Genomic DNA, 24,541 nt, shown 5'->3' on the forward strand with positions numbered 1-24,541 from the left:
CTTATGTTGATAAATATAATATTTTGTATTTCAGTTAAATATTGTATGTTACATTTTATGTAGTAAGCATTTTAAAAGGAGCTGACAACATAATGAATGGAAAAAGAAATATTTTTACATGTATTTCTATTGTAGGAATCGGACTAGCTAGTTTTTCTAATTCTAGTTTCGCAGCAAGTGTAACGGACAATTCAATACAAAATTCTATTCCCGTAGTTAATCAACAAGTAGCTGCTGCAAAGGAAATGAAACCATTTCCCCAGCAAGTTAATTATGCAGGTGTTATAAAACCGAATCATGTTACACAGGAAAGTTTAAATGCTTCTGTAAGAAGTTACTACGATAATTGGAAAAAGAAATATTTGAAAAATGATTTATCTTCTTTACCTGGTGGTTATTGCGTAAAAGGAGAGATTACAGGTGATGCGGATGGGTTTAAGCCACTTGGAACTTCAGAAGGTCAAGGGTATGGGATGATAATTACAGTATTAATGGCTGGTTATGATTCGAATGCTCAAAAAATATATGACGGATTATTTAAAACAGCAAGAACTTTTAAAAGCTCTCAAAATCCTAATTTAATGGGATGGGTTGTCGCAGATAGTAAAAAAGCACAAGGTCATTTTGATTCTGCTACTGATGGAGATTTAGATATTGCGTATTCTCTTCTTCTTGCTCATAAGCAGTGGGGATCTAATGGAACAGTTAATTATTTGAAAGAAGCACAAGACATGATTACAAAAGGTATTAAAGCTAGTAATGTTACAAATAATAACCGACTAAATTTAGGAGATTGGGATTCTAAAAGTTCACTTGATACGAGACCATCTGATTGGATGATGTCACACCTTAGAGCATTTTATGAATTTACAGGTGATAAAACTTGGCTTACTGTTATTAATAATTTGTACGATGTTTATACGCAATTTAGTAATAAGTACTCTCCAAATACAGGACTTATTTCAGATTTCGTTGTAAAAAACCCACCACAACCCGCACCTAAAGACTTCTTAGATGAGTCAGAATATACAAATGCATATTATTATAATGCTAGTCGAGTACCTTTAAGAATTGTAATGGACTATGCGATGTACGGCGAGAAGCGAAGTAAAGTCATTTCTGATAAAGTCTCTTCATGGATTCAAAATAAAACGAATGGAAATCCTTCTAAAATTGTGGATGGTTATCAATTAAATGGATCCAATATTGGTAGTTATCCAACTGCTGTATTTGTTTCACCGTTTATTGCTGCAAGTATAACGAGTAGCAATAATCAAAAGTGGGTAAATAGTGGTTGGGATTGGATGAAGAATAAGAGAGAAAGCTATTTTAGTGATAGTTATAATTTATTAACTATGTTATTTATTACAGGAAATTGGTGGAAGCCTGTACCTGATGATAAAAAAACACAAAATCTAATAAATGATGCAATTTATGAAGGATACGATAATTAATTAAATTTGAGAATGGTTACTGAAGAAAGGAATTAGCATTCGCTAGTTCCTTTTTAATGTTTTGTAAAACATTATCCATTCTAAAATTCGCATAGATATACTTGCTTTTTTCATATACATAGTTATTGATGACTCTATGTTTTTATGAAGGGAGAGTATTTCTTGGAAAAAGTATTATTTTTCGGAGACCCAGGTATTGATGACTCATTTGCCATTATGTATGGTTTACTGCATCCCGAAATTGAAATTGTCGGTATTGTAACCGGATACGGAAATGTTGAGCATATACATGCTGCACATAATGCAGCGTATATTTTACAGTTAGCAAATAGACAAGACATTCCTGTCATTAGTGGTGCAACAAAACCACTTACAGAAGAAATCACTACGTACTATCCTGAAATTCACGGAGCAGAAGGATTAGGGCCCATCCATGTTCCAGAAAATATATTATCTATTCCAATATATAATTTCGGCAGTATTGCTGCGATTCTTATAAAGTACGGAAAAGATTTAACGATTGTTGATGTAGGAAGATCTACCTCGTTAGCAATTGCTTTTAATTTATGGAATGATTTAATGCTAAATGTAAAAGGAATCTATTTCATGGGTGGTGTTTTTTTAGAAGTAGGAAACGTTACGCCATTAGCAGAGGCAAACGTGTATGGAGATCCGATAGCAAGTAAAATTGTTTTCCATCAAGCAAAGAATTTATTCATATTCCCTTTAAATGTAACAAACAAAGCTGTGTTAACACCAAATGTATTTAACTATATTCAAGCTAATACAAAGAATCCATTTCATATGATAATGAAACCAATGTATGATTACTATCTATCCGCATACCAAAAACTTAATCCATCTATGGAAGGGCCTTTGCTACATGATGTGGTTGCAATAAGTGGATTAGTAAATCCAAGTTTTTTTGAATTTGTGCATCGTACAGTAAATGTAGATACATACGGAGATACGAAAGGACAAACATTTGCTGATTTTCGCCCTAGCTCTATATCTGATGGAGCCCATATAGCACTAGAAATAGATGAACAAAAATTCATTCAAGATTTTATGAAAATTATGTTATAAGTTGTTGTCGAAAAAGGGAATTATTTCACTACGTTGAATATAAACATACATCCTCTATATAAGGGAGCTTACAATATTGAATGTCCAGTTAAAGGTTGTTACGAGAGACAATTGGGAAGATGCATTAAAGTTACAAGTTAAAGAAGATCAAAGAAAATTTGTCCCCGCTGTAGCAGTTTCGCTTGCTAAAGTATATATAAAACCAGATGGTGACAATGTAGAGTACATACCATTTGCTATATACGATGGTGACCTTATGGTTGGTTTTGTTATGCATGCTGTTGTAATAGAGACATCGGATATGTATTGGATTAACGGATTTATTATTGATCAATCGCAACAAGGTAATGGTTATGGAAAAGCAGCATTACAAGAAAGTATTGATATAATAAAAAATACTTTTAAATCGTGTAAAGAAATAAGATTAACCGTACATAAAGATAATATCTCTGCAAAGAAATTATATGAACGATATGGTTTCATATCATTAGGACAGGAGTATGATGGTGAGCAAGTATACCGTTTATTTGTTTAACTATTAAGAAGTAAAGGTGTGAAATGAAATATGCAATTTACTGAAGTGAAAATTGAAGTGTTCATTCCTGAAGAATATATTGAAACATTAAGGGATGAATTAAATAAAATTGGAGCATGTAAAACGGGCGAATATGACCATTGTCTTTCCTATAGTTCAGTGAAAGGATATTGGAGACCTTTAGAAGAGGCATCTCCTTTTAATGGAGAAATTGGTCAAATATGCGAAGGACAAGAATGTAAAGTTGAAATAAAGTGTAAACGAGAACTTGTAAAAGATGCTCTTGAAGTTATTAATGATATTCATCCATATGAAACACCTATGATTTATATTATACCAATACTAAATGACTATTTTGAGAAACTATACATTAAATAACTAGGAGGAATATCAATTGAAAAGTAAATTTCATCATATTGTACGAGCAGTCATGATAAAAGATGAAAAATTATTAGTTGCTGAATATATCGGCCATCATTATTTTTTACCTGGTGGCCATGTTGAAATTGGAGAATCAGCAGAGAATGCATTAAAAAGAGAGTTAAGAGAAGAACTTGGAGTAAACTGTAGTATACAACAATTTTTAGGCGTCATAGAAAATCAATGGCAAGATAAAGAAGTGCTTCATCATGAAATTAACCACATTTTTGAAGTAGAGTCACAAGATTTACATACGGACTTAACACCGAAATCTAGCGAGTCTCATTTAGCATTTCACTGGATAGATTATAATAAAGAAGCCTTAAATCATTATGAAATCATGCCAATGCCTTTAGTGAAGGAATTACTAGAAAGAAAGTTAAGTGATGAACTACTAAATTGTTGGATTAGTAATTTTTAAATCACTTTATTTATAGTAAATACGTCCATCGAATGAATATAAAGAAAATAGGCTGAAAAACAAGGTACATCACCTAGTGTAAGTTCATATTTTGTTGATGTACGCATTTAGTCTATAGTCTTGTTTCTACTTTGTTTAAAAGAATTTATTAACTTTAATATTTGGACGGAATTTACATTTATAAATGGAGGGTTTCATAATGAATCAGTTTCAACAAGAACTACAATCATTAAACCTTAATGATTATCAAACTGGCAATGTTGTGTATTGGGATCAACAACAAAGTCAATATCCATACTATTACATTCAAGACGATGCACGTCGTTGCGGCGGATGTGGCGGTTGTGGTGGACGTTGCGGTGGATGTGGCGGTAGATGTGGTGGTTGTGCAGGTCGTTGCGGCGGATGCATAGGATGCGCAGGATGTTTCAGTTGCTTTAATTGCTGGAACTGGTGGATTATTTAAGTATAGAAAATTCAAGTTATTTTATATGAAAGAAAGGTGTAAAAACTATTTTGCACTTTTCTTTCATGCTGTAATTTTGATGTGTATTAAGGGGGATTTATTTGTATACATATGATAAGTTGATTTCTTGGGTAGAGGATATAAAAGAAAAAAATCATAGTTCTGCTACAGCACTTTGTATTATAAAAGATAATAAAATCGTACTAGAGCATTATAGTGGTTATCACTCAAATACATCTACAACCAAGAGAGTAACAGCATCTTCACAATTTAACGTTGCTTCTGCTAGAAAAAGTTATTTAGGATTAATGATAGCGTATGCGCTTTATGAGGGGAAAATAAACTCTATTGATGATGAAGCGATAAAATATTTTAAAGACTTTGATCCTGCATTGCTTAGTAAAACGACGATAAGACATTTAGTAACACATTCGCACGGATTAGAAGAAACGAATGACAGGACAATTTTTCGTGAATTTGCACCGGGACAATCATGGGCGTATAGAGATATTAATGTAAGAATGATGACACGTCTTATTTATCAGCTATATAACAAAAGTTTTCCTGAATTGTTAAAGGAGCGTGTGTTTAAGCCTGCTAATTTTCAAGAAACAGGTTGGAGAGTTCAGCGAGATGAAAATTTAGTTGACGTTGTTAATAATCCAAATGAAGACGCAATTAGTGAAATTGGTACGGTAGATGACGGTACTGAAAAAAATTTGTTTGTCTCAGCTAGAGAATTTGCGCAGTGGGGCAATCTTCATTTAAATCAAGGTGGGATAGATGGTAAACAAATTGTTCCAAAAGAAGTTATAAAAATCGCTACGAGTTTGCAGAGTCCAACATATATAAACAAAGAGCTACCACAAAATGGATTGTTTTGGTTCATCCAAAATGAGCCTGCGCAATTAAGCGAACTTGGTGAACGTGTTCCAAAAGGGTCGTATCAAATATTAGGGATTACTGGACCGACCATTTTAGTAATACCTGAATATAATGTAGTTGTTGCAAAAATGTATAACAAAAGATATAACTACGGCGGTGATAATTACTTATATTATCTACGTGAATTTAGTAATTTAGTCGCTGATACATTTAGTAACGGTAATAGGGCATAATTACTCCTATAACAAAAAGGAGTGATTGAAAGTGAAAGATAAAGTGAACAAAAATAAAAAACAAAATATAAAAGATGTAAATACAGAGCAAAATGCGATTTATAGCGATCCTAAAGATGCAGCTAATATGCAAACTGTACCGCAGCCGAAGGATTTTGATGAAATCGAATATTAATTTTTCATCCGACTATATGATGAATGAAAAATACGTCTTAAGTCTCATCACATATAAGAAATTATTTGATAACATATATACATAAGCATTTGAAAATGGCTTATCTTAACAAAGCTTTCTTTAGAAACATCTGATATAACCTGCAAAAGGCACTTCTTTATGAAGTGTCTTTTTGTGTATATGAACTTAATTACCATTTTCCGTACAGTATCTTGCAATTTATGATGGATATACTAACTGTGAAAATTCATGTCAAGATAAAAGAAGGGGACAGTTAGTATGAAACAAACTTCTATAAATCCGTTACTAATTGTTCTAGGTACAATCATTGTTCAAATTGGACTTGGAACAATTTATACATGGAGTTTATTTAATCAACCCCTTGTAAGTAAGTTTGGATGGAATCTTAATGCAGTAGCGATAACTTTCTCTATAACAAGTTTTTCTTTATCATTCTCAACTTTATTTGCAGCAAAGTTACAGAAAAAATTAGGACTTCGGAAACTTATTGCTACTGCAGGAATTGTTTTAGGACTCGGCTTAATACTTAGTTCACAAGTTTCTTCCTTACCACTATTATATTTATTAGCTGGTGTCGTTGTTGGTTATGCGGATGGAACAGCTTATATTACATCACTATCTAATTTAATTAAATGGTTTCCAAATCGGAAAGGGCTTATTTCAGGTATATCTGTATCAGCGTATGGAATGGGCAGCTTAATCTTTAGATATATAAACGGAAATCTTATCGATAACCTTGGTGTATCACAAGCATTCTTATATTGGGGTATTATCGTGTTACTTTTAGTGTTAATCGGATCGTTCTTCTTACGTGAGGCAATTGTAAGTAATGCTGTAACTGAAACATTACACAATGACTATACTCCGCGTGAAATGATGCGAACGAAACAAGTATATCTGCTATTTTTTATGTTATTCACCTCGTGTATGGGTGGTTTGTATTTAATCAGTATGGTAAAAGATATCGGTGTACAACTCGTTGGACTTAGCGCAGCAACCGCTGCAAACGCCGTTGCTATGATTGCGATCTTTAATACAGTAGGTAGAATCATTCTTGGGACGTTATCAGATAAAATCGGCCGAATGAAAATTGTCTCTGCAACGTTTATTATTATAGGTTTGTCAGTCTTTACTTTAAGTTTTATTCCGCTAAATTACGGAATCTATTTTGCTTGTGTAGCAAGTGTCGCCTTTTGCTTCGGCGGTAATATAACTATATTCCCAGCTATTGTCGGAGATTTCTTTGGATTAAAAAACCATAGTACAAATTACGGGATTGTCTACCAAGGTTTTGGATTTGGTGCGCTTGCAGGATCATTTATTGGAGCGATACTCGGGGGATTTCAACCAACTTTCATTATAATCGGTGTTTTAAGTGTTATTTCCTTCATTATTTCAATATTAATCCGTCCACCAAATGCAGAGAAGAAAAAGGAACTAAAACATTTACATCGGAAAGTGGCGTAATACTAAAAAGAGTCCTAATATAGGGCTCTTTTTAGTATAGAGAGAATAGAGTTATTTAATTTAAAATGAAATGATTTGAGAAGCCTCGATTCGTTCTAACAAAAGTAATGAAGTCATTGATAACACTTCTGAGTCATTATTTAAAGTAGCTACGATTACATTGGCTAATGGAGCTGACAATATCTCAATTTATATACCAATGTTCGCTAGTCAATCCTTGGAAGCAAATATCGTTACATTAATAATCTTTTTTCCATGATAGCGATATGGTGTTTTATTAGCTACAAATTGATAAGAACTCCTATTCTAGTTAAAGTACTTGAGAACAATTGTCATATTATTGTTCCAATTGTTCTAATTGGTTTAGGAATGTTCATTCTTTTTCGCAGTGATACAATTGAATTATTGTACTAATATGTTGAAACTTGAATTAAAAAGAATCAAACGCGGTAAAAAGCCATACTACAGATAAAATGTAGTACGGTTTTTTAAAATTTTAGTGAAATGAAACAGTGCACTACGACTATTAAGTTAGACAGGATATTACGATTATTAAATTGAATAGATACTTTAAAAGGAGCGTGATAATTAAAATGAAAATAGTAAAACAATGGGTCCAAGAAGATAGTGATTACATAAGAGAAAAAGTAATTGAATATAACCAAAAACATATTTCAGATGAAGAGAAAAAGCCTTCAGAAAAAATTAGTTTTATAGTGAGAAATGAAAAGGGAAAAATTGTAGGTGGAATAACTGCAATTACATTTTGGCACCACGTACATGTTGATTTCCTGTGGGTTTCTGAAGAATATAGACACGAAGGTTATGGAACCAAGTTAATAAAACTTATTGAAGAATTTGCAATTGAAAAAGGGTGTAGGTTAATTAATTTAGATACTTTATTCTAAAACTGCAAGAACGTACTTTGGATAATCTTCCTAAGGTACGTTCTTTTTTTATATCAGTAGCCTATTCTTATTAACTCCACCAATAGTGGTAAAGGCAAGACTTAACTAACTTATATATATTAAAAGGAGTTAATGGTAGAATGAATAGAAGACAGAAAATTCCTTTTATTTAAAATAGAGGAGGTACATATGAAAAAAGTTAATGTTACATACGCGATTTTGTACGATAAAACTAATGAAAAGATTTTAATGGTAAAAAACAAAGGGGAAAATGGTTCTTATTATACATTACCAGGTGGCGCAGTTAAATTAGGAGAAACATTGGAAGAAGCAGTAATTCGAGAAGTAAAAGAAGAAACAGGGTTACATATAAACGTAAAAGGGATTTGTTCTATCAGCGAAGCCTTTTTCGAGGAAAGAGATCATCATGCAATTTTCTTTAATTTTCTAGGCGAAATAATTGGCGGGGAGACATATATATCAAGACCAAAAGAAATCGAAGAAATTACTTGGATGGAATTACATATAGCAGCTCCATATTTACGCATACCAGAACATTTACTAGATTTATTACAAAGGAAAGAAACAGTACCGTACTTTTTTAACGGAACAATCGTTCATCAATCTTCATAAAAATATTATCTCATGTAAGGCGGGGAAAAAATGGAGTTTATCGTTAATCACAAACAATTCACTCAAGCACTTTCAGAAGTCAACAAAGCAATATCAACAAAATCTTTAATTCCTATATTATCTGGTATAAAAATAACTGCAGATCAATCTGGAATTACTTTAATTGCAAGTAACTCGAATATTTTTATTGAAAAATTCATTCCTGTTTTAATTGAAGACGAAAAGATTGCAACTATTTTAAAGGCAGGAACTATTGTTGTACCTGCAAAGTATTTTATTGAAATAATAAAGAAAATGCCAAGTGATATAGCAATAAAAAGTAAGAATGAGCAAATTATTAAGATACAATCAGAAGAAATCACATTAAGTTTAAATGGATTTCCTGCAGATGAGTTTCCGAATGTACCGCTTATAGACAATCATGCAGAAATCAAAGTAGAAACAGAGCAATTGATTGAAGTATTTAAACAAACAGTCTTTGCGGTAGCAAAAAATGAATCTAGACCTGTTCTTACTGGGGTGCATATAGAGTTATCTAATAATAAGTTTATTTGTGCTGCAACTGACTCACATAGACTAGCGATACGTGAAACGCGACTTTCCTCAGATGTAAAAGCAAATTGTATTGTACCAAGCGCAACCATTAATGAACTTCTAAAATTAATGAACAGCAATTCGAAATTCGTATATATCTACCTTTCAGAGAGTCATATTATATTTACGCTCGGAACAACTACATTATATTCAAGACTAATTGAAGGGAAATATCCTAATATTTCTAACCTTATTCCAAATGATTTTAAAACGATTATTAACGTAGATAGAAAAAAGATATTACAAGGTGTAGACCGATCAAGTTTATTAGCAAGTGAATGGGCCAATAACAATGTTAACTTAGAAATCATAAACGAATCTACAATTAAAATTTCTTCAAACGCTTCTCAAATTGGGCAAATATCCGAAACGCAACAAATAGATGCGATTCAAGGTGAAAAACAATTAAATATATCTTTCGATGGGCGTTTTATGGTTGATGCTTTAAGAGCAATAAAAGAAGAAACGATTACTTTAAGCTTTGGCGGTTCTATGAGACCGATATTGATTGAAGCAGGAGAACAATTTGCAGCAGTACATCTTATATCACCAGTAAGAGCTTATTAGGGATAGAGGAAGGAATTACATTATGTACAAGCAGACTTTTGTTTTATGAAATCATAAATCAATACATTATAAGAATGATGTATTAGTAAAGCAAACAGTTTACTAAATCCTACATAATATAATTCAATCATAGACAAAGCAGCAATGGTAATCTGAAATACAAAGCAAAATAATAATAACCTCAATATAAAAGCCATAGATTAATCGATATGGGGTGAGTATGATGAAGAAAATAATTGTTTTACTCATTGGTATAGTTTTAATTACTTTTGCTTTTTATCAATACAATAAAAAAGACTATGCAGCTAAAAGTACTAACTTGTATGTAGAAAACTTTAAAGGGGAAAATGATTCAATAAAAATACAATCTGCTATTAATAAAGCAGAATCTAGTAAAATTAAAACGGTATTACTTGATGATAAGAAGTATAAAATTACGTCACCAATCATTGTTAAAAAAGGTGTGAAATTATTATTTGGTTATGGATCCCAATTTGTAGTTGAGGGAAACTTTAGAGTTCTAGAACTGGAGAACAACGCATCCATTGAAGGAGCGTATATAGCTATTGACGATCCTAAATTTAGCTCTGAAGTTATTTATTTAGACGGTAAAAATAAATATTATAACACTTGGAACAAAACACAAATAAAAGATATAAATATTATCAATTGGACGGAAACGAATAAAGGTACCGGAATTTCTTTATACTCTGCTGGAAAAGAAAATGAAATTTCGTTTGTTAACTTCGAAAACATTAAAATTGTAGGAATGGAAACCGGACTAAAATTAGTAGCAAAAAAACCGAGCACCGGACAAGCTTGGATAAATGCCAATCGTTTTATGAACTTTTCTTTAGAAGACTGTGTGAATATGATTTATATGGATAGTCAAGTAACTACGCCAAATGAAATTAGTGGGAATCAATTTACAAATCTTCAAATACAGCCTTCAAATAAAACAAAAAGCATTATAAAAGTAAGTGGTCAGTATAATGAATTTCATGGGATGGTGTGGGATTTAAATAAAATAAAACATGAAAACGAACTCATTGAACTAACTGATAAAAGTATGAATACAGTGATTGAAATGTCCAGTGTACCAGCAAATAGAGTTTTAGATAGTGGGAAATCCAATATTGTGAAATAAGTTTAAATACAGAAAAAAGAGCGAATTCTTTATAAGAGGATTCGCTCTTTTTATATTTTAAAATTAAATTTCCTTCCACCAAGCGGATGAAGGATAATTTGTAGATTTTAACGTAATAGATTCACCAATTTGAGGCGTTGTAATTTTAACTCCTAAACGGTTAGCTTCTTTCGTAATACGTTCTATCGGGTCACTCCATTCGTGTAATGCTAACGTAAAGGCACCCCAATGAATCGGAAGAAGTAATTCTCCTTTAACATCAATATGAGCTTGTACCGTTTCTTCAGGCAACATATGAATAGCAGACCACCTCGGATCATATTGCCCGCATTCCATTAATGTAAGATCGAATGGACCGTATTTATCACCAATTTCCTTAAAGTGAGGGGCATAACCGCTATCACCACTAAAGAAAATTTTAGTCTCTTGACCAAGAATAAGCCATGAACACCATAATGAACGATCTCTATCTGTCATACCACGTCCCGAGAAATGCCTTGCAGGCGCACATACTAACTTAATATTATCAAACGTAATTTCGTCCCACCAATTATGTTCACTAATTTTACTAGGCGAAACACCCCATTTAATAAGATATTGTGCAACTCCAGTTGGAACATAAAAGTGCTTTGCGCGATCTTTTAACTGCATAATACTTTTGTAATTCAAATGATCATAGTGATTATGAGAAATGATAATCGCATCAATTTCTTGAAGGTCATCACGTTCTAAAGAAAAAGTACCACTATAGCGTTTACTATTAAACAAAGGAAATGGGGAAGAGGCATCTCCAAACACAGGGTCTAATAATAGTTTTTTACCTTCTATTTTCAAAAGAGAAGCAGAATGGCCAAACCATGTAACACTCTCTAACGATTCATTATCTTTATTTGATAAAACGATAGGCAAATCCTTTATAGGACGCAGCTTTGATTTTATTTTAAAGTAATCCGTCATTAAACTTATAATATCTTTCGGTTTAAAACTCATATCAGTATGAATTTGATTTGTATATTTCTTATTCATTCGTTCTCCTTTTTACGATTAACAATTTATGTATGTTGTTATTGTAGCTATTTGTAGTTTAAACTATATTATTTTACCTTTCATCTAAATTGCCTTGTATTTCATAAATTCGTCAAATTCATTATTTGTATCTATAAAGTACAAATTGCACAGTGGCAGCTAAAACAAATATTAAGTACATGTAAATTGTTTTTATTTAGTAAATTCCTTCTTATACGCAACAAAGAACATACGTTTCGTTGTATGTTATAGAAGAAAATATGTCTCTAATAAAAGAAAGGAAGGAGAGGATGTAAGTGCACATAGAGCGAAAAAAGAAATCAAAATGTAAACTATCAAAATCTGAAATCATGCATTTGTATACTGAAGGGAAGAGCACCTCAGAAATCGCCATGCTTGCTAATGTGTCTGCAAGGTATATTCGTATGGTTTTATCAGACAATAACGTACCAAGACGTGCTATAGGGAGTTGGAAGAGAAAGTATGACATAACAGAAGATTATTTTAAAACGTGGTCAAACAATATGGCTTATATTTTAGGGTTTATAGCAGCAGACGGTGCTATACCGAAAGAAAATCAATGTGTCAGTATATCACAAAAAGAAAGTTATATTTTAGAAGATATAAAACAAGAACTAAACACCAACCAGCCACTATATCGAAATAAAAAAACAGGCGTATATATGCTAAACATTAATAGCAAAACAATAAAAGACGACCTTATGAACATACACGGAATTATGCCATGTAAATCATTTAACATCGAATTTCCTTTTGTACCAGAAGAATATTTGCATCATTTTGTTCGTGGGTATTTTGATGGGGATGGTCATGTTAACTCTCACAAATACTTTGTTAGTTTTGTTGGCGGATCATATAATTTTATGAATTCTTTTAAAGATATCCTTGAGAATAATAAATTCCAATTAAGTTTTGTTGACAAAGAAAAACAATATCGTATTTACCTAAGTGGTAAAAATAATGTTAATAAATTTTCACGGTGGATTTATAAAGATAAAGGTTTACATTTAAAGCGTAAATACAATATTTTTCAAGAAAAAGAATAATTGTAATGATAATCGAATAATTCACAAACAAGTTCAATTATAAAATTAAAATTCACGATGAATTATTAATTGAAATCAAAGTAATTGCTAAAGCAAACAAATTATAAATATAGTTTAGTCAAATTCAAAGCAACTTGTTTAAATTTAATAATTAAACAAGTTGCTTTTTATTATGTTTTATTAATGATTATTTACGCTAATCCTGCATCAACGAACTATTCACTAATAAATAAAGAAAAGGGAAGTATACCAAATGAAACTAACCTATAATAAGTTTATTACTTTTTTCTAGTAGACATAATATATATTATAGGCAGTTATAGAAACAAAGCAATACCAGGTATCAAAACCCAAGTAAACTATACTTAATGAGACGAAACGGAGATTTTTGGTGAGATTTACATTAAATCTTATCTAAACAAATTTCTTCAGTTTTTATCGTTTTTATTTGTTATAAATTCATCACAGCAAATCTTAATCAATAATCGCTTAAGATTTAACGAATTAAAAACATTTTTGATTGGCAAGAAATTTTTATACAGAAAAATTATTTCTATACAAAATATAAATTAGTAATTTTATTTTATGTTTTACTTAATGAATTAATTGCTATTTGCACATGTTTTACAACTTTACATTATTTGTTGTTATTTCTGTCATTTAGGCTTAGTGACAGGGTAGCTGCTCTAGTCCGCAGGACTTTTTCCATTAATAGTAAAACAGGGTGTTCTTGAAGGTTATGCTCTCTCTCAATTATACTATTTATTAAATAAACGTAATGAGATGAGGGGAAATATTGAAAAAAAGTTGGACTGAAGAAGAATTATTAGAGAACTACATGCTGTTACCAAATGAACGTCATTTAGTATTGAGTAAAAAAACAAACGCCAATCGTCTGGGATTTGCTGTCTTACTAAAATATTTTCAACAGGAAGCTCGTTTTCCAAGCGAAAAACAAGATATCTCGAAAGATATTGTGCAACATTTAGCACATCAAATAGATGCTTTACCTGAAGATTTTTTTGAACATTATAAATGGGGCGGAAAAGAAAGAAGTTATACAGATCATCGAAAAATCATTCGTGATCTCTTTGGTTTCAGAGAGATCACTTCAAAAGATAATCTCCAATTGATACAATGGCTAAAAGAACAAGTACAACTTACACATGATATGGAAGATTTATCTGATCAAGCTTATCATTTATTTCGCAAATGGAAAGTAGAACCACCTTCTAAAGGTAGTTTAAAACGAATGATTCATTCCGCTATTGATACGTATGAGAAAGATTTATATTATACAATTTCCGAACATTTATCCGCTGAAACTTGTTGTCGATTAGATGCATTGTTAGCTGTGCAATCAAATGAGGATTTAGAAATTGTAGACATCATGTATGAAAAAACAAATTCAAATCAGTTATCTTTTCGATATCTTTTATCGTCTGCATGTAAACCGAGTGTAAATACTATGGAAACAGAATTAAAAAAACTGTTAGCCATCCAACGATTAGAAATTCCTCCTAGACTATTTCAGCATTTACCTCCAAAGTTAGAAAAGAAATATCGTTTCCGCGCAGCAACAGAAACTGTAACAGAATTACGTGCGCATCCGTCCCACATTCGTTATACATTATTAGCTATCCTTTTTTCACACCAATATGGGAAAGTCATTGATTCTTTAGCAGATTTATTAGATGAAATTACACTTAAAATCAAAAATAGAGCTAAAAATACAACTCGGAAAGAAGCCATTACAGAATTGGAACGGGTAAAAGGAAAAAATAAACATATTATAAGCTTATTAAAAGCAACTGTAGAACATCCCGAAGGGATTATTCAAGATACCCTATTTCCAATTGTTAGCGCTAACACAATTCAAGATATAATAAAAGAGATGACAAAAAATGATCGTGAATATAAAGAAAAAATTTATACTAGGATGCATGCTTCTTATGGCGGACACTATCGACGGACATTTATTGATATTTTGATGAATCTTACCTTCCGGTCTAATAACCAATTACATCAACCTGTAATTGAAGCTATTCAACTTATCCGAGAATATAAAGAAAGTGGCCAACGTTATTTTGCAATTGAAGATACTGTTCCAATTGAGGGTGTCATTCAACCTAAATGGAAAAATATCATTATCGAAGCGGATAGTCAGGGAGTTGAAAGAGTCAATCGAATTAACTATGAAATTGCAGTCATTCAATCTCTTCGTACGCAGCTTCGGTGTAAAGAAATTTGGATTGAAGGAGCAAATCGATATCGTAACCCGGATGAAGATCTTCCACAAGATTTTGAAGAAAATAAGGAAGAATATTTTGAAGCATTAAAGATACCACTTGATGTGAAGCCTTTTATTGAAAATATAAAGCAGTTAATGAAAGAAAAACTACAAATGCTTCATCAAGGATTAGAGAGTCAAAGCAATAAAAAAATAGTGATTACTACCAAAAGTAATAAAGGATGGATCCAAGTTACTCCCCTTGATAAACAACTGGAGCCTCCACTTGTACCAACTATTAAACAAGAAGTTAAAAATAGATGGAATGATATTAATTTATTAGATTTATTAAAAGAAACAGACTTTCATACAGGATTCACCAAACATTTTAAAACTACAGCTAACCGAGAAATATTAGATTCAGAAACGATTCAACGTCGTTTACTTCTTTGTTTATTTGGATTAGGAACAAACACTGGGTTAAAAGCAGTAGCTGCTGGAAACCCCATTGATAATTATCGAGAGCTTCGATATATGCGTCAGAAATTTATACATAAAGATCATTTAAGAAAAGCGAATGCAGAAGTAATCAATCAAATTATGAATCATCGAGAGAAAAATGTATGGGGAGAAGCTACCACTGCTTGTGCCTCGGATTCTAAACATTATGGCGCTTGGGATCAAAACCTACTAACAGAATGGCATCCTCGTTATAGAAAACATGGAATTATGATTTATTGGCACACAGATCGAAATTCTGCATGTGTGTATTCTCAAATTAAATCTTGTTTATCTTCTGAAGTAGCTGCAATGATGGAAGGTGTATTGCGCCACTGCACAGATATGGAAATTGATCGAAACTATGTAGATACGCATGGGCAAAGTGTGATTGCATTTGCCTTTTGTCATCTGTTAGGCTTCAAACTTATGCCACGTTTCAAGAATATTGGTTCTCAAAAATTGTATCGTCCTGAAGCTGGGATGAACGAAGAATACCCTCAGTTACATCCTGTTTTAAGTAGACCGATTAACTGGGATCTTATTCAACAACAATATGAAGAAATTGTTAAGTTTGCGACTGCCCTAAGACTGGGAACAGCTTCTGCTGAATCTATTTTAAAACGATTCACAAGGGATACAAAACATCCAACATATTTAGCATTATGTGAACTTGGAAAAGCAATGAAAACCATTTTTTTATGTGAATATTTACACTCCGAAGATATTCGTAGAGAAATTCAAGAAGGACTAAATACTGTAGAGCAATGGAATTCAGTAACTACTTATATTTTCTATGGGAAAAATAGTGAATTACGCTCCAATTCACTAGAGGATCAAGAAGTATCGGCCTTATCACTACAGCTACTTCAAAATTGTTTGGTCTATATGAATACCTTAATGGTACAAGAAATTCTATACGATAACCAACAATATTGGTTGAAAAAAATGACAATAGAAGATTTCCGAGGTTTAACCCCGTTATTTTATCATCATGTGAATCCATATGGAATTTTTAAATTAAATATGAATCAAAGAATACCAATTAAATTACAAGTAGCTTAAAAGTTATCATTCTTGTACAAACAGAGTCATAACTTTTAAGTTTTGACTCTGTTTTTGAAGTGCTGTAATATCAGTATGTAGACAGGTGTCATAACTTAAGGTCTAAAGTTACGGGGAAATAGGAGCGATTTTTATGAAATATGGCTATGCACGCGTAAGTACATTACACCAGGACCTGGGGTCCCAAATTCAAACATTGCAAAATGAAGGCTGTGAAGAAATTTATTCTGAAAAGTTTACTGGAACAAAAACAGATCGTCCAAAGTTTCAGGAATTATTATCTATATTAAAAACAGGGGATATGCTTGTTGTGACAAAACTAGATCGTTTTGCACGTTCAACCGTTGATGCGATACATATAATTAGAACGCTATTTGAAAAAGGTGTAAAGGTTCATATACTCAATATGGGATTAGTTGAAGATACACCAACAGGTAGGCTTGTATTCAATGTAATGAGCGCATTTGCTGAATTCGAAAGAGATATGATTGTAGAACGTACGCAAGAAGGAAAAGCAATCGCAAAGCTAAATCCTAATTTTAAAGAAGGGCGGCCAAAGAAATATAATAAGAAACAAATAGAACATGCCTTATTTCTTTTACATAATCATTCCTACAAAGAAGTGGAAGAAAAAATGGGTATTTCAAAAAGTACATTAATCAGAGCAAAGAGGCAATTAAAAAAAGAGAATGCCACAGAAAGTACAGTTACATCATAGTATGAATCTCCCTATTTACTTTTAATGGGAAAAGTCCTGCGGACTAGAGCAGCTACCCTGTCACTAAGCCATTTAGACTTGACTTTCATTACACTCATTGTTTTTTATTCTAGTTAACATAACGCTTATTTTTAACATAAAAAAATCCTCCTCACCTTCAGGAAGATTTTTTGTTTGCTATTATTTTATTTATATCTTCTAGTAACAATCCCAATTGTAAATGACATTGGAAAAATCTAGATTTAACAAATCTTCCTTACGTATAAAGAAATTAGCAACCCCAGAATCACCCCACATAATATTTAATGAATCGTCTGTATCGATTTGCATCAATAATATGTCATGTTGCTGGTATTTTTCTTCCCATTCCCTTGGATCTGTCTGTGTGAAAAATGGATAACCACCAATTTTATGTCCTTGATCCTTACATAAATCATCATACAGTTCGCCTAATTCTGTATTATTTTCTTCATCAACAATTTCTTCCCAATCAATGTTATCATTAAAAATCATTTCAAATCGATAATCTCTTGGTGTTACTGGTTGATATGCCAACTCAAACTTTAGTTTTGCTGCTTTGGGTATGATAAAATTCTCTAAATCTAAAGTGTTTAAATAACTAAAATCAGTAATCACCTTAGTTAAATCCGCTGTGATTGTAGAATGATAAACAATTCGAAAGTCTTTTTGGGTTGTGGGATGATCAAAATCTGCTCCAAAAAGATCTTCTTCAGCACTTATGAAAAACTGTAACATTCCATGTTGAGGCATATGTTCAATGTTTGGTATTTCTTCAAGGTTTAACTGCGCAAGTAGCATCATAGGTTGTCCGTTTGAGTCTTTAGGATGCTCTTGATCTATAGGTAAATACGGATATCCACCAAACTTACTTTCAAAAAGCGTTGTCTCTGCTAATGTTCCAGACACTTTAACATACGGTTTCACACTTTCTTCTAAAATACTACGATACTGTTCTAGTTCTTTCGGAATTTGAAGTTGATACGTATTCTTCACTATATTTGCCTCCTTTTAGTAATGAATTGAAAATGCCTAACTTAATTATATAGTAAGCGATAGCTTAATTGAAAATCGTTAAAAATCCATTTTCACCCTCATTTTTTGCGCGCTTGGTGGACAAAGTAGATTATGTTCTAATACCTTTTTATTAATAGTTCGAATTAAATCCGCTGCTTCTGCAGTATTTGTATTTTCTTTTAGCTTTTCTTTTAAATCATCAATTTCTTTTGAAAGCTCAATCCACCTAGGTAAAACGTGATTATTTGCTAAAGTTCTATAAAGTTGCTTTTCAGGATTGTACGAAAGATCTTTATCAAGATTAAGAGGTTTCCCTTTACCAGGTAAATGATCAAAAGCTCCTTTCTGTTCTGCTTGTTTAACGATAGAACTAATATGATCCTCATACGTATAAGACCAAACTTTCTCATCTTTTACTAAAATCTCTTGTTTTTTTAGTTTTTTATCTAGTTCTTCTTGATTCATAGATTCTCTCTCCTTTTTATTTTCTAATGTCGTTTTTGTAAATTCTAATGCCCTTAATCCATAGAATAGCTTTTCTCGCCACCATACGCTATCATGTCCACCTTGAAACTCTTCGTAAGTGGTTTGGTATTTCTTTGCTTCTAAAGCTTTATATAGCCGTCTATTAGCCGTTAAAAGAGGTTCGTTTTCGAGTTCGCCTACTGCTATGTAAGAATGTAGATGAGTCGCATTAGAATTTATTGATGAAATTTGATTTTCAATCCAAGGAATTGTATTTTCATAATTATCCTTTTTCCAATGTACGGATCCAGACATTGACAACACATTTCCGAAAATATGTGGATTTTGAAGTGCTGCATAAAAAGCTGCTAAGCCACCAAGACTGAAACCAGCAATTGTTGTATGATTCTTTTCTTGATAAACGTGATACTTAGCTTGAATCCACGGAAGTAATTCCTTCGTTAAAAATGCATTCATTTTATCGTTATAAGTTAGCTCTTCTAATCGATCGACAGGATCTATAGCAACAGCAATGCAAGATGGGATTTCTTTTTCGTAAATTAAATAATTAAGTGTTTTTTCAATTGAAAGGCTCTGAATGAATTCCCATCAAATACAATGAGAAGTTCTTGAAGATGTGGAGTGTGAGAATAATCATGAGGCGTATAAATATGAATTTTACGTGTGTTATTTAAAATCGAACTATGAAAAGAATATGTTTCAATTCTCCCAGATGGATAATGATTTGAAGGGAAACGACTGCTATACTGCATGTCCATACTTATTTTTAACACAGACGCTTTATTGGTACCTTCTCCAAATGTATTTTTATTAAATGGGTCTAATCGATACTGTTCACTACGCTTTATCCAATTATTTTCGAAAAAATCATTTACTGTAAAATAATAAGTTGAAATAAAACTCTTATTTGTTCTAAACGTAACATACCAAATATCTGTCTGTAACAATCGTTGTAATTGATTTACAGACAAATCCCAACCAGGAAAACTACCGAATACATAAACGTTTTCAGTGTTTTGATCCCCTAACCATATATACGTTATAAGCTTATACTGATTATCTGCAGGGCATTGTTCTATTAGTGGTGTGTGATTTGACTTTATTTCATGCAAAAAAGTATAAAGAGCTTTTTCGTTTCCATTCTTTAATTGATTTTTAAGCTTCTCTAACTTAGGACTGATTATTGTAGTCACCTCTCTTCCTCCTTTGTAGTATTCTATATGTAGTTTTTTTCATTAGAATCCCTATATAAAAGTAGTCGTAAGTTATTTGTTTAGCGAAGTTATTTATTAGAAAAATAATCAATTGCCTGAATAGAAAGTTCTAATGATTTTATTCTTCTTTCTAAAAGCGTTCTTTGAGGACTCCCAAGCTTTGACTTAACGTAAATCTTTTCAATTGATGGAAGCAAACCAATTAGAACATTACGAGCTTCTGCTAAATCTTCCTGAGTATAATGATGAGTTTCTTGCTTCCAAACACTTTCTAACATAGCTAAGCCGATACTAGCTGCTTTGAGTCTTTTTTTCACTAAAGTAGTATTTGATCCTTTTTGAGTCATCTGTGATAAGGCATTTTCAAGTTTACTAATTGTTGACTGTAAAGATTTTATTGATTCTACTTTATCTATATTTGATACGTTTTTCATGTTAATGTTATCCCTTCTACGTTGCTAACTTGTTTTGTTTAATGTTTAATGAAATCCTTAAAAGCTTGATTTCACTCGAAATATTTTAACATAAATAACTAACTGTATTCGAGTTGGACAATAACTTAAAGTAAAACAGCTATTCCTCTCTCCTCCCCTGTATCATTCTATTATCTTTACTTCTTTCTTCTCATTAGAATTCCTATATAAACTAGTTGTTAATATTGAATGTTTTATGAACAAAAAAACGTACAAGTAATGTAACCTGTACGTTTTCGCTTTTATTCAATAAGGTAATAAAGTAATAAAGTAATAGCTTCCTGGTCTTCTCATAACTTATGAAATCTCTATACAAAATGGGATAATTCACAATTTCTGTTTCTAGAAAACGATATTGCGGAAACCACTCAAAAAACGATTTTCTTAACCACTTTATTTGTTGAAACGTAATGTTCTGTTCGTTTCCATTTAGTATAGAATTTAAAGTAGCTGCTGTATGCATTCAATAATGATTAAAATCAGCGTTTATACAGTCATCTTCGGTAAATTTACTTTTTAAGTTTCGCTGCAATTTTGCTGTAGCACGATAAGGAAACGGTTTATGAAGTGGACTATGCATTTTCTGCAATTCCTTAAAAATAATTCGTTTTCCTAACTTCAACTTTCCACCCCTTTATTTATCTATCCAATTTAATAAGTTTTCATAATGATATTGAGCATCGATATACCCAAGATTATATAGATTAACGAGCTTTTCCTTATTTCTTTCTATTCCGCTTATAGGAAGCTGTACACTTGGTTGAATTACATAAAAATTATCTTTTTGTTCTTCTCGATTCATATAAGATATCGTCTCATTATAAAAACGATAATGGTCTACTAAATTCTCTGCGATTTTCGGATATTTTCTATATAAAATTTTAGCCAGGCCTGAAAATTTATTTCGCTGCTTCTCATATCCTTCTGGCTTTGTCATAATGACAACGTTCTTTTCATAACCATCCTTTTGGGCTTTCAAAACTGGTATAGGGTCTATAATCCCTCCATCTAATAATTTTCGATTATTATATTCTACAGCAGGTGCTATAAACGGTACAGAGCTTGAGGCGCGAATGATTTTTAAAATATCATTTCCATGTTCTGCTTTATTATAATAAATGGCTTGTCCTGATTCGCAATCAGTCGTCCCTATGACAAACTGTTCATTACATTTTAAGAAAGTTTGAAAATCAAATGGTACAATTTTATTAGGTACTTCATCAAATAAAAAATCCATTCCGAATAATTCACGTTTTCGAATTAAGTTTCGATAAGATATATACCTGTAATCTGATACTAGCTCTGTATTTACTTTCTTATTTCTACCTTTTTGACGTGACAAATAGGTTGCTCCCATACAGGCTCCAGCTGATACGCCGACTACATACGGAAAGAATAAGTTCTTTTCCATGAAATATTCGAGTACACCTGCAGTATATAAACCTTTCATTCCTCCGCCCTCTAATACTAAACCAATATTCTTCATGTTATATCCCTCTGCTTCTTTTTTCTTAATTTCATATTAGCATAAGATTTTAAGATGAGGTTATATAAACTAATTACAACAATAACCAGAAACTACTAAAGTAATGTCATAATATCTTTGTGAGTAACATGTTACAATATAAGTAATTCATTCCACATATATTAAAGGAGGAATTTAATATGGGTTTATTTAGCGGTATTTTAGGAAATGCATCAAATACGAGTTCTGAAAGTGTAGAACGTGATTTAGAGAAGATTATGCTAGATGATGAAAAAGTAGAGCATGCTTATAAATTAATTCGTGATCTAATCGTATTTACAAATCGTCGTCTTATTTTAGTAGATAAACAAGGAGTAACTGGCAAAAAAACAGAATACCATTCTATTCCTTATAAAAGTATTACACAATATAGCATCGAAACGGCTGGGCATTTTGATTTAGATGCAGAACTTAAAATTTGGGTGTCTAGTATGGAGGATCCAATTACGAAAGAATTTAAAGGTGACGATAGTATTTTAAGCATTCAAAAAGCGTTAGTAACCTTTACGACAAAGTAGTGGTTTTTGTATTTTTATTCATTTTTTAAAATTACTAACCCGAGTATTTCGGAAGAACATACATTGTTTTTGTATATTTAATCTAAAATAACATAAAAAGGTAAAGCGTATTTTATATGCTTTACCTTTCTTTTTTGTAATAAATAAGTGTAGTTTCATCATTTAATTTCTTTATAACTTCTGTTCTTTTATACTCCATCTTTTCATACAAAAAACAATTTTTCTCTTCTTCTAAAATAGTAGCAAGTTCCCAGCTCGTTGCTTCAGGAAACATTTCCTCAATTAATGTAAGTACCTTTTGGGCAATTCCTTTTCCTTGATAACTCGGGTGAATAAACATTGGACTGATCCAAAATTTAGAGGGTGTTTCTTTTTGTGAAATGCATATCGCTCCAACAAGATTCATTGCCACTATTATTTTATAGAAGCCACCGTCTACATGATTTATTCTACAAATAGTTTTTTCGATAGTTTCATTTGCTGGATTTGTTTCATAGTCTTTATATTTATGTAATAAAGGGCTAAATGAGTCTATTTGCATTTGAAATATAACTTCTGCATCACTTTCTGTCGCCTTCTCTAATGTAATCTCCATGTTACCAATTAAGTCGCTTTCTTAACGAGGTAATATGAGCGGTATGATGACGACCATGCCATGCGTATAGTCCTATTGCAACAGCAAGTTTTGTTTCACCAGTTTCAGGATGGTTAAATGTTTTTTCTAAATCTTCAATTTCTAGAGAATATAAAAGGTTAACCCATCTTTTATGTAATGAATCTAGCATTACTAGTGAAACATCTACCGGTAATTTTGAATCGGGTAACTCTGCCCACTTCTCTTCTTTATACGGCTTAATAGTGGGATTCTTTTCTGTCAGTGCTAATTTAAAGCGTATGTAGCTATTCATATGACTATCAACGACGTGATGAACTACTTGACGTACAGTCCAACCTCCAACGCGATATGGTGTATCTAACTGCTTCTGATCTAAATCTTTAATTGCCTTTGTTAGTTCATTTGGTAAATCTTCAATTTCTTGAATCCATGTATCAATCATTTCTTCAGTTATAGGACGTTTGTATGTAAATTGGCCAATTGGATAACGTAAATCATTCATGAATAAGTCCTCCTTATTATAAGCGTGAAGTATTTCTCCAAATATAGTGTACAAACTTCACATGTTCTCCATTTAATTCTACAGAAGTTGTATCTGATTCGTTTTGATAAGAAGAAAATCCGCTTTTTTCTAGTACAATTTGTGATGCGAGATTATTAGTCGTTGTTTTAGCATGAACTTCAGTAATTTCATTATTTTTCGCTACATCTAAAATTAATTTTACGGCTGCTGTAGCAACTCCTTTTTTAGTAAATTTTTCTCCGACCCGATACCCTAGCGAACTAATTTGAGTTTCTGTATCTATATCTACTAAATTTATTCGTCCTATAATTTCTTTTTCTTCATTACGAATTAAATAAAAATAAGAATCTCCATCTGCTTGTTCTATTAACAAATCGTCTAGTAGTTTTTGGAAATATTCAAATTCAAAATATTTCGAGCCGCGATTTGGTACCATTGTTTCAAAAAAATATTTATTCGTAAGTTCAAACGTAAATAAATCCTTAGCATCTTGTTTCTTTAGTTGCTCTATGTATATTTCCATCCCGTATTCTCC

Annotated in this window: 24 protein-coding genes and 3 pseudogenes; 18 read left to right on the forward strand and 9 right to left on the reverse strand. The window is 31.9% G+C overall.

The features are described from left to right. The first annotated feature begins 92 nt into the window (after nucleotides 1-92). From MHH55_RS07410 to MHH55_RS07475, 14 genes and pseudogenes are all read left to right on the forward strand, one after another. Entirely contained in the window at nucleotides 93-1,454 is a 1,362-nt protein-coding gene (locus MHH55_RS07410; RefSeq protein ID WP_078187143.1) for a glycosyl hydrolase family 8, read from the forward strand. Between the two features lie 162 nt (nucleotides 1,455-1,616). Next, the gene (locus tag MHH55_RS07415) at nucleotides 1,617-2,540 is read left to right on the forward strand and encodes a nucleoside hydrolase (protein WP_078187144.1); all 924 of its coding nucleotides are present in this window, start codon (nucleotides 1,617-1,619) and stop codon (nucleotides 2,538-2,540) included. Between the two features lie 76 nt (nucleotides 2,541-2,616). Further along, entirely contained in the window at nucleotides 2,617-3,075 is a 459-nt protein-coding gene (locus MHH55_RS07420) for a GNAT family N-acetyltransferase (RefSeq protein WP_001102670.1), read from the forward strand. A gap of 30 nt (nucleotides 3,076-3,105) precedes the next feature. Continuing rightward, nucleotides 3,106-3,453 (forward strand): divalent cation tolerance protein CutA, encoded by a 348-nt coding sequence (cutA, locus tag MHH55_RS07425; protein ID WP_001160791.1) that lies wholly within the window; start codon nucleotides 3,106-3,108, stop codon nucleotides 3,451-3,453. Between the two features lie 16 nt (nucleotides 3,454-3,469). Beyond that, complete coding sequence (locus tag MHH55_RS07430; RefSeq protein WP_000836832.1) at nucleotides 3,470-3,916, forward strand: NUDIX domain-containing protein; 447 nt, start codon at nucleotides 3,470-3,472, stop codon at nucleotides 3,914-3,916. Between the two features lie 199 nt (nucleotides 3,917-4,115). Further along, entirely contained in the window at nucleotides 4,116-4,382 is a 267-nt protein-coding gene (locus tag MHH55_RS07435) for a heterocycloanthracin/sonorensin family bacteriocin (RefSeq protein ID WP_001071389.1), read from the forward strand. Between the two features lie 101 nt (nucleotides 4,383-4,483). After that, nucleotides 4,484-5,500, forward strand: coding sequence for a serine hydrolase domain-containing protein (locus MHH55_RS07440; protein ID WP_000288894.1), 1,017 nt, complete (start codon nucleotides 4,484-4,486; stop codon nucleotides 5,498-5,500). Nucleotides 5,501-5,531: 31 nt separating this feature from the next. Next, nucleotides 5,532-5,675: a hypothetical protein gene (locus MHH55_RS07445; RefSeq protein WP_000653680.1), complete on the forward strand. Its 144-nt coding sequence runs from the start codon at nucleotides 5,532-5,534 to the stop codon at nucleotides 5,673-5,675. 279 nt (nucleotides 5,676-5,954) lie between these two features. Further along, nucleotides 5,955-7,163: an L-lactate MFS transporter gene (locus MHH55_RS07450; RefSeq protein ID WP_025687535.1), complete on the forward strand. Its 1,209-nt coding sequence runs from the start codon at nucleotides 5,955-5,957 to the stop codon at nucleotides 7,161-7,163. An 85-nt stretch (nucleotides 7,164-7,248) separates the two neighbouring features. Further along, a pseudogene (locus tag MHH55_RS07455) lies at nucleotides 7,249-7,577 on the forward strand (cadmium resistance transporter); the annotation flags it as partial. Between the two features lie 179 nt (nucleotides 7,578-7,756). Then, a complete protein-coding gene (locus MHH55_RS07460; protein WP_075677086.1) occupies nucleotides 7,757-8,071 on the forward strand; it encodes a GNAT family N-acetyltransferase in 315 nt (104 codons plus the stop codon). Between the two features lie 189 nt (nucleotides 8,072-8,260). Beyond that, the gene (locus MHH55_RS07465; protein ID WP_048656831.1) at nucleotides 8,261-8,704 is read left to right on the forward strand and encodes an NUDIX hydrolase; all 444 of its coding nucleotides are present in this window, start codon (nucleotides 8,261-8,263) and stop codon (nucleotides 8,702-8,704) included. A 30-nt stretch (nucleotides 8,705-8,734) separates the two neighbouring features. After that, the gene (gene dnaN / locus MHH55_RS07470; RefSeq protein WP_078187145.1) at nucleotides 8,735-9,865 is read left to right on the forward strand and encodes a DNA polymerase III subunit beta; all 1,131 of its coding nucleotides are present in this window, start codon (nucleotides 8,735-8,737) and stop codon (nucleotides 9,863-9,865) included. A gap of 223 nt (nucleotides 9,866-10,088) precedes the next feature. Beyond that, nucleotides 10,089-11,012 (forward strand): hypothetical protein, encoded by a 924-nt coding sequence (locus tag MHH55_RS07475; protein WP_130055546.1) that lies wholly within the window; start codon nucleotides 10,089-10,091, stop codon nucleotides 11,010-11,012. Between the two features lie 63 nt (nucleotides 11,013-11,075). Here the strand turns inward: MHH55_RS07475 and MHH55_RS07480 are convergent, their stop codons facing one another. Continuing rightward, nucleotides 11,076-12,038, reverse strand: a complete 963-nt coding sequence (locus MHH55_RS07480) for an MBL fold metallo-hydrolase (RefSeq protein WP_078187146.1) — start codon at nucleotides 12,036-12,038, stop codon at nucleotides 11,076-11,078. A gap of 296 nt (nucleotides 12,039-12,334) precedes the next feature. On the opposite strand from MHH55_RS07480, the gene MHH55_RS07485 reads away from it, so the two are divergent. The 3 genes from MHH55_RS07485 to MHH55_RS07495 all read left to right on the forward strand — a co-directional run bounded on the left by MHH55_RS07485 (nucleotide 12,335) and on the right by MHH55_RS07495 (nucleotide 17,616). Further along, the gene (locus tag MHH55_RS07485) at nucleotides 12,335-13,105 is read left to right on the forward strand and encodes an LAGLIDADG family homing endonuclease (RefSeq protein ID WP_000546825.1); all 771 of its coding nucleotides are present in this window, start codon (nucleotides 12,335-12,337) and stop codon (nucleotides 13,103-13,105) included. 838 nt (nucleotides 13,106-13,943) lie between these two features. Beyond that, nucleotides 13,944-16,898, forward strand: a complete 2,955-nt coding sequence (locus MHH55_RS07490; protein WP_445661833.1) for a Tn3 family transposase — start codon at nucleotides 13,944-13,946, stop codon at nucleotides 16,896-16,898. 133 nt (nucleotides 16,899-17,031) lie between these two features. Further along, nucleotides 17,032-17,616 (forward strand): recombinase family protein, encoded by a 585-nt coding sequence (locus tag MHH55_RS07495; protein ID WP_078187806.1) that lies wholly within the window; start codon nucleotides 17,032-17,034, stop codon nucleotides 17,614-17,616. Between the two features lie 198 nt (nucleotides 17,617-17,814). On the opposite strand, the gene MHH55_RS07500 is transcribed toward MHH55_RS07495, so the two are convergent. The 5 genes and pseudogenes from MHH55_RS07500 to MHH55_RS07520 form a co-directional block, all read right to left on the reverse strand. Continuing rightward, nucleotides 17,815-18,630 (reverse strand): YwqG family protein, encoded by an 816-nt coding sequence (locus tag MHH55_RS07500; protein ID WP_000799806.1) that lies wholly within the window; start codon nucleotides 18,628-18,630, stop codon nucleotides 17,815-17,817. A 78-nt stretch (nucleotides 18,631-18,708) separates the two neighbouring features. Beyond that, nucleotides 18,709-20,330 (reverse strand): annotated as a pseudogene (locus tag MHH55_RS07505) (DnaJ family domain-containing protein). Nucleotides 20,331-20,419: 89 nt separating this feature from the next. Then, nucleotides 20,420-20,785, reverse strand: coding sequence for a hypothetical protein (locus MHH55_RS07510; protein WP_000800305.1), 366 nt, complete (start codon nucleotides 20,783-20,785; stop codon nucleotides 20,420-20,422). A gap of 301 nt (nucleotides 20,786-21,086) precedes the next feature. Continuing rightward, nucleotides 21,087-21,446: pseudogene (locus MHH55_RS07515) on the reverse strand (YxiJ-like family protein); the annotation flags it as partial. A 12-nt stretch (nucleotides 21,447-21,458) separates the two neighbouring features. Beyond that, nucleotides 21,459-22,310, reverse strand: a complete 852-nt coding sequence (locus tag MHH55_RS07520; protein WP_000789276.1) for a patatin-like phospholipase family protein — start codon at nucleotides 22,308-22,310, stop codon at nucleotides 21,459-21,461. Between the two features lie 179 nt (nucleotides 22,311-22,489). Between MHH55_RS07520 and MHH55_RS07525 the strand changes: the two genes are divergently transcribed. Beyond that, nucleotides 22,490-22,867, forward strand: coding sequence for a PH domain-containing protein (locus tag MHH55_RS07525; RefSeq protein ID WP_000522472.1), 378 nt, complete (start codon nucleotides 22,490-22,492; stop codon nucleotides 22,865-22,867). A 121-nt stretch (nucleotides 22,868-22,988) separates the two neighbouring features. Here the strand turns inward: MHH55_RS07525 and MHH55_RS07530 are convergent, their stop codons facing one another. From MHH55_RS07530 to MHH55_RS07540, 3 genes are read right to left on the reverse strand one after another with little or no spacing between them, the layout of a single operon-like run. Continuing rightward, on the reverse strand, nucleotides 22,989-23,462 hold the full coding sequence (locus MHH55_RS07530) for a GNAT family N-acetyltransferase (protein ID WP_000406643.1): 474 nt from the start codon (nucleotides 23,460-23,462) through the stop codon (nucleotides 22,989-22,991). 1 nt (nucleotide 23,463) lies between these two features. Further along, nucleotides 23,464-23,985: a YfiT family bacillithiol transferase gene (locus MHH55_RS07535; RefSeq protein ID WP_000999070.1), complete on the reverse strand. Its 522-nt coding sequence runs from the start codon at nucleotides 23,983-23,985 to the stop codon at nucleotides 23,464-23,466. A 16-nt stretch (nucleotides 23,986-24,001) separates the two neighbouring features. Further along, nucleotides 24,002-24,529, reverse strand: coding sequence for a GNAT family N-acetyltransferase (locus MHH55_RS07540; RefSeq protein ID WP_000409245.1), 528 nt, complete (start codon nucleotides 24,527-24,529; stop codon nucleotides 24,002-24,004). Nucleotides 24,530-24,541: the final 12 nt, after the last annotated feature.

This window comes from Bacillus sp. FSL K6-2944, assembly GCF_038005385.1.
GTDB lineage: Bacteria > Bacillota > Bacilli > Bacillales > Bacillaceae_G > Bacillus_A > Bacillus_A cereus.

Coding starts and splice junctions, on each gene's coding strand:
- MHH55_RS07410 (WP_078187143.1), top strand. CDS start 93: ATGAATGGAAAAAGAAATATTTTTACATGTATTTCTATTGTAGGAATC.
- cutA (WP_001160791.1), top strand. CDS start 3,106: ATGCAATTTACTGAAGTGAAAATTGAAGTGTTCATTCCTGAAGAATAT.
- MHH55_RS07435 (WP_001071389.1), top strand. CDS start 4,116: ATGAATCAGTTTCAACAAGAACTACAATCATTAAACCTTAATGATTAT.
- MHH55_RS07450 (WP_025687535.1), top strand. CDS start 5,955: ATGAAACAAACTTCTATAAATCCGTTACTAATTGTTCTAGGTACAATC.
- MHH55_RS07460 (WP_075677086.1), top strand. CDS start 7,757: ATGAAAATAGTAAAACAATGGGTCCAAGAAGATAGTGATTACATAAGA.
- MHH55_RS07465 (WP_048656831.1), top strand. CDS start 8,261: ATGAAAAAAGTTAATGTTACATACGCGATTTTGTACGATAAAACTAAT.
- dnaN (WP_078187145.1), top strand. CDS start 8,735: ATGGAGTTTATCGTTAATCACAAACAATTCACTCAAGCACTTTCAGAA.
- MHH55_RS07475 (WP_130055546.1), top strand. CDS start 10,089: ATGAAGAAAATAATTGTTTTACTCATTGGTATAGTTTTAATTACTTTT.
- MHH55_RS07480 (WP_078187146.1), bottom strand. CDS start 12,038: ATGAATAAGAAATATACAAATCAAATTCATACTGATATGAGTTTTAAA.
- MHH55_RS07490 (WP_445661833.1), top strand. CDS start 13,944: ATGCTGTTACCAAATGAACGTCATTTAGTATTGAGTAAAAAAACAAAC.
- MHH55_RS07495 (WP_078187806.1), top strand. CDS start 17,032: ATGAAATATGGCTATGCACGCGTAAGTACATTACACCAGGACCTGGGG.
- MHH55_RS07510 (WP_000800305.1), bottom strand. CDS start 20,785: ATGAAAAACGTATCAAATATAGATAAAGTAGAATCAATAAAATCTTTA.
- MHH55_RS07520 (WP_000789276.1), bottom strand. CDS start 22,310: ATGAAGAATATTGGTTTAGTATTAGAGGGCGGAGGAATGAAAGGTTTA.
- MHH55_RS07525 (WP_000522472.1), top strand. CDS start 22,490: ATGGGTTTATTTAGCGGTATTTTAGGAAATGCATCAAATACGAGTTCT.
- MHH55_RS07530 (WP_000406643.1), bottom strand. CDS start 23,462: ATGGAGATTACATTAGAGAAGGCGACAGAAAGTGATGCAGAAGTTATA.
- MHH55_RS07535 (WP_000999070.1), bottom strand. CDS start 23,985: ATGAATGATTTACGTTATCCAATTGGCCAATTTACATACAAACGTCCT.
- MHH55_RS07540 (WP_000409245.1), bottom strand. CDS start 24,529: ATGGAAATATACATAGAGCAACTAAAGAAACAAGATGCTAAGGATTTA.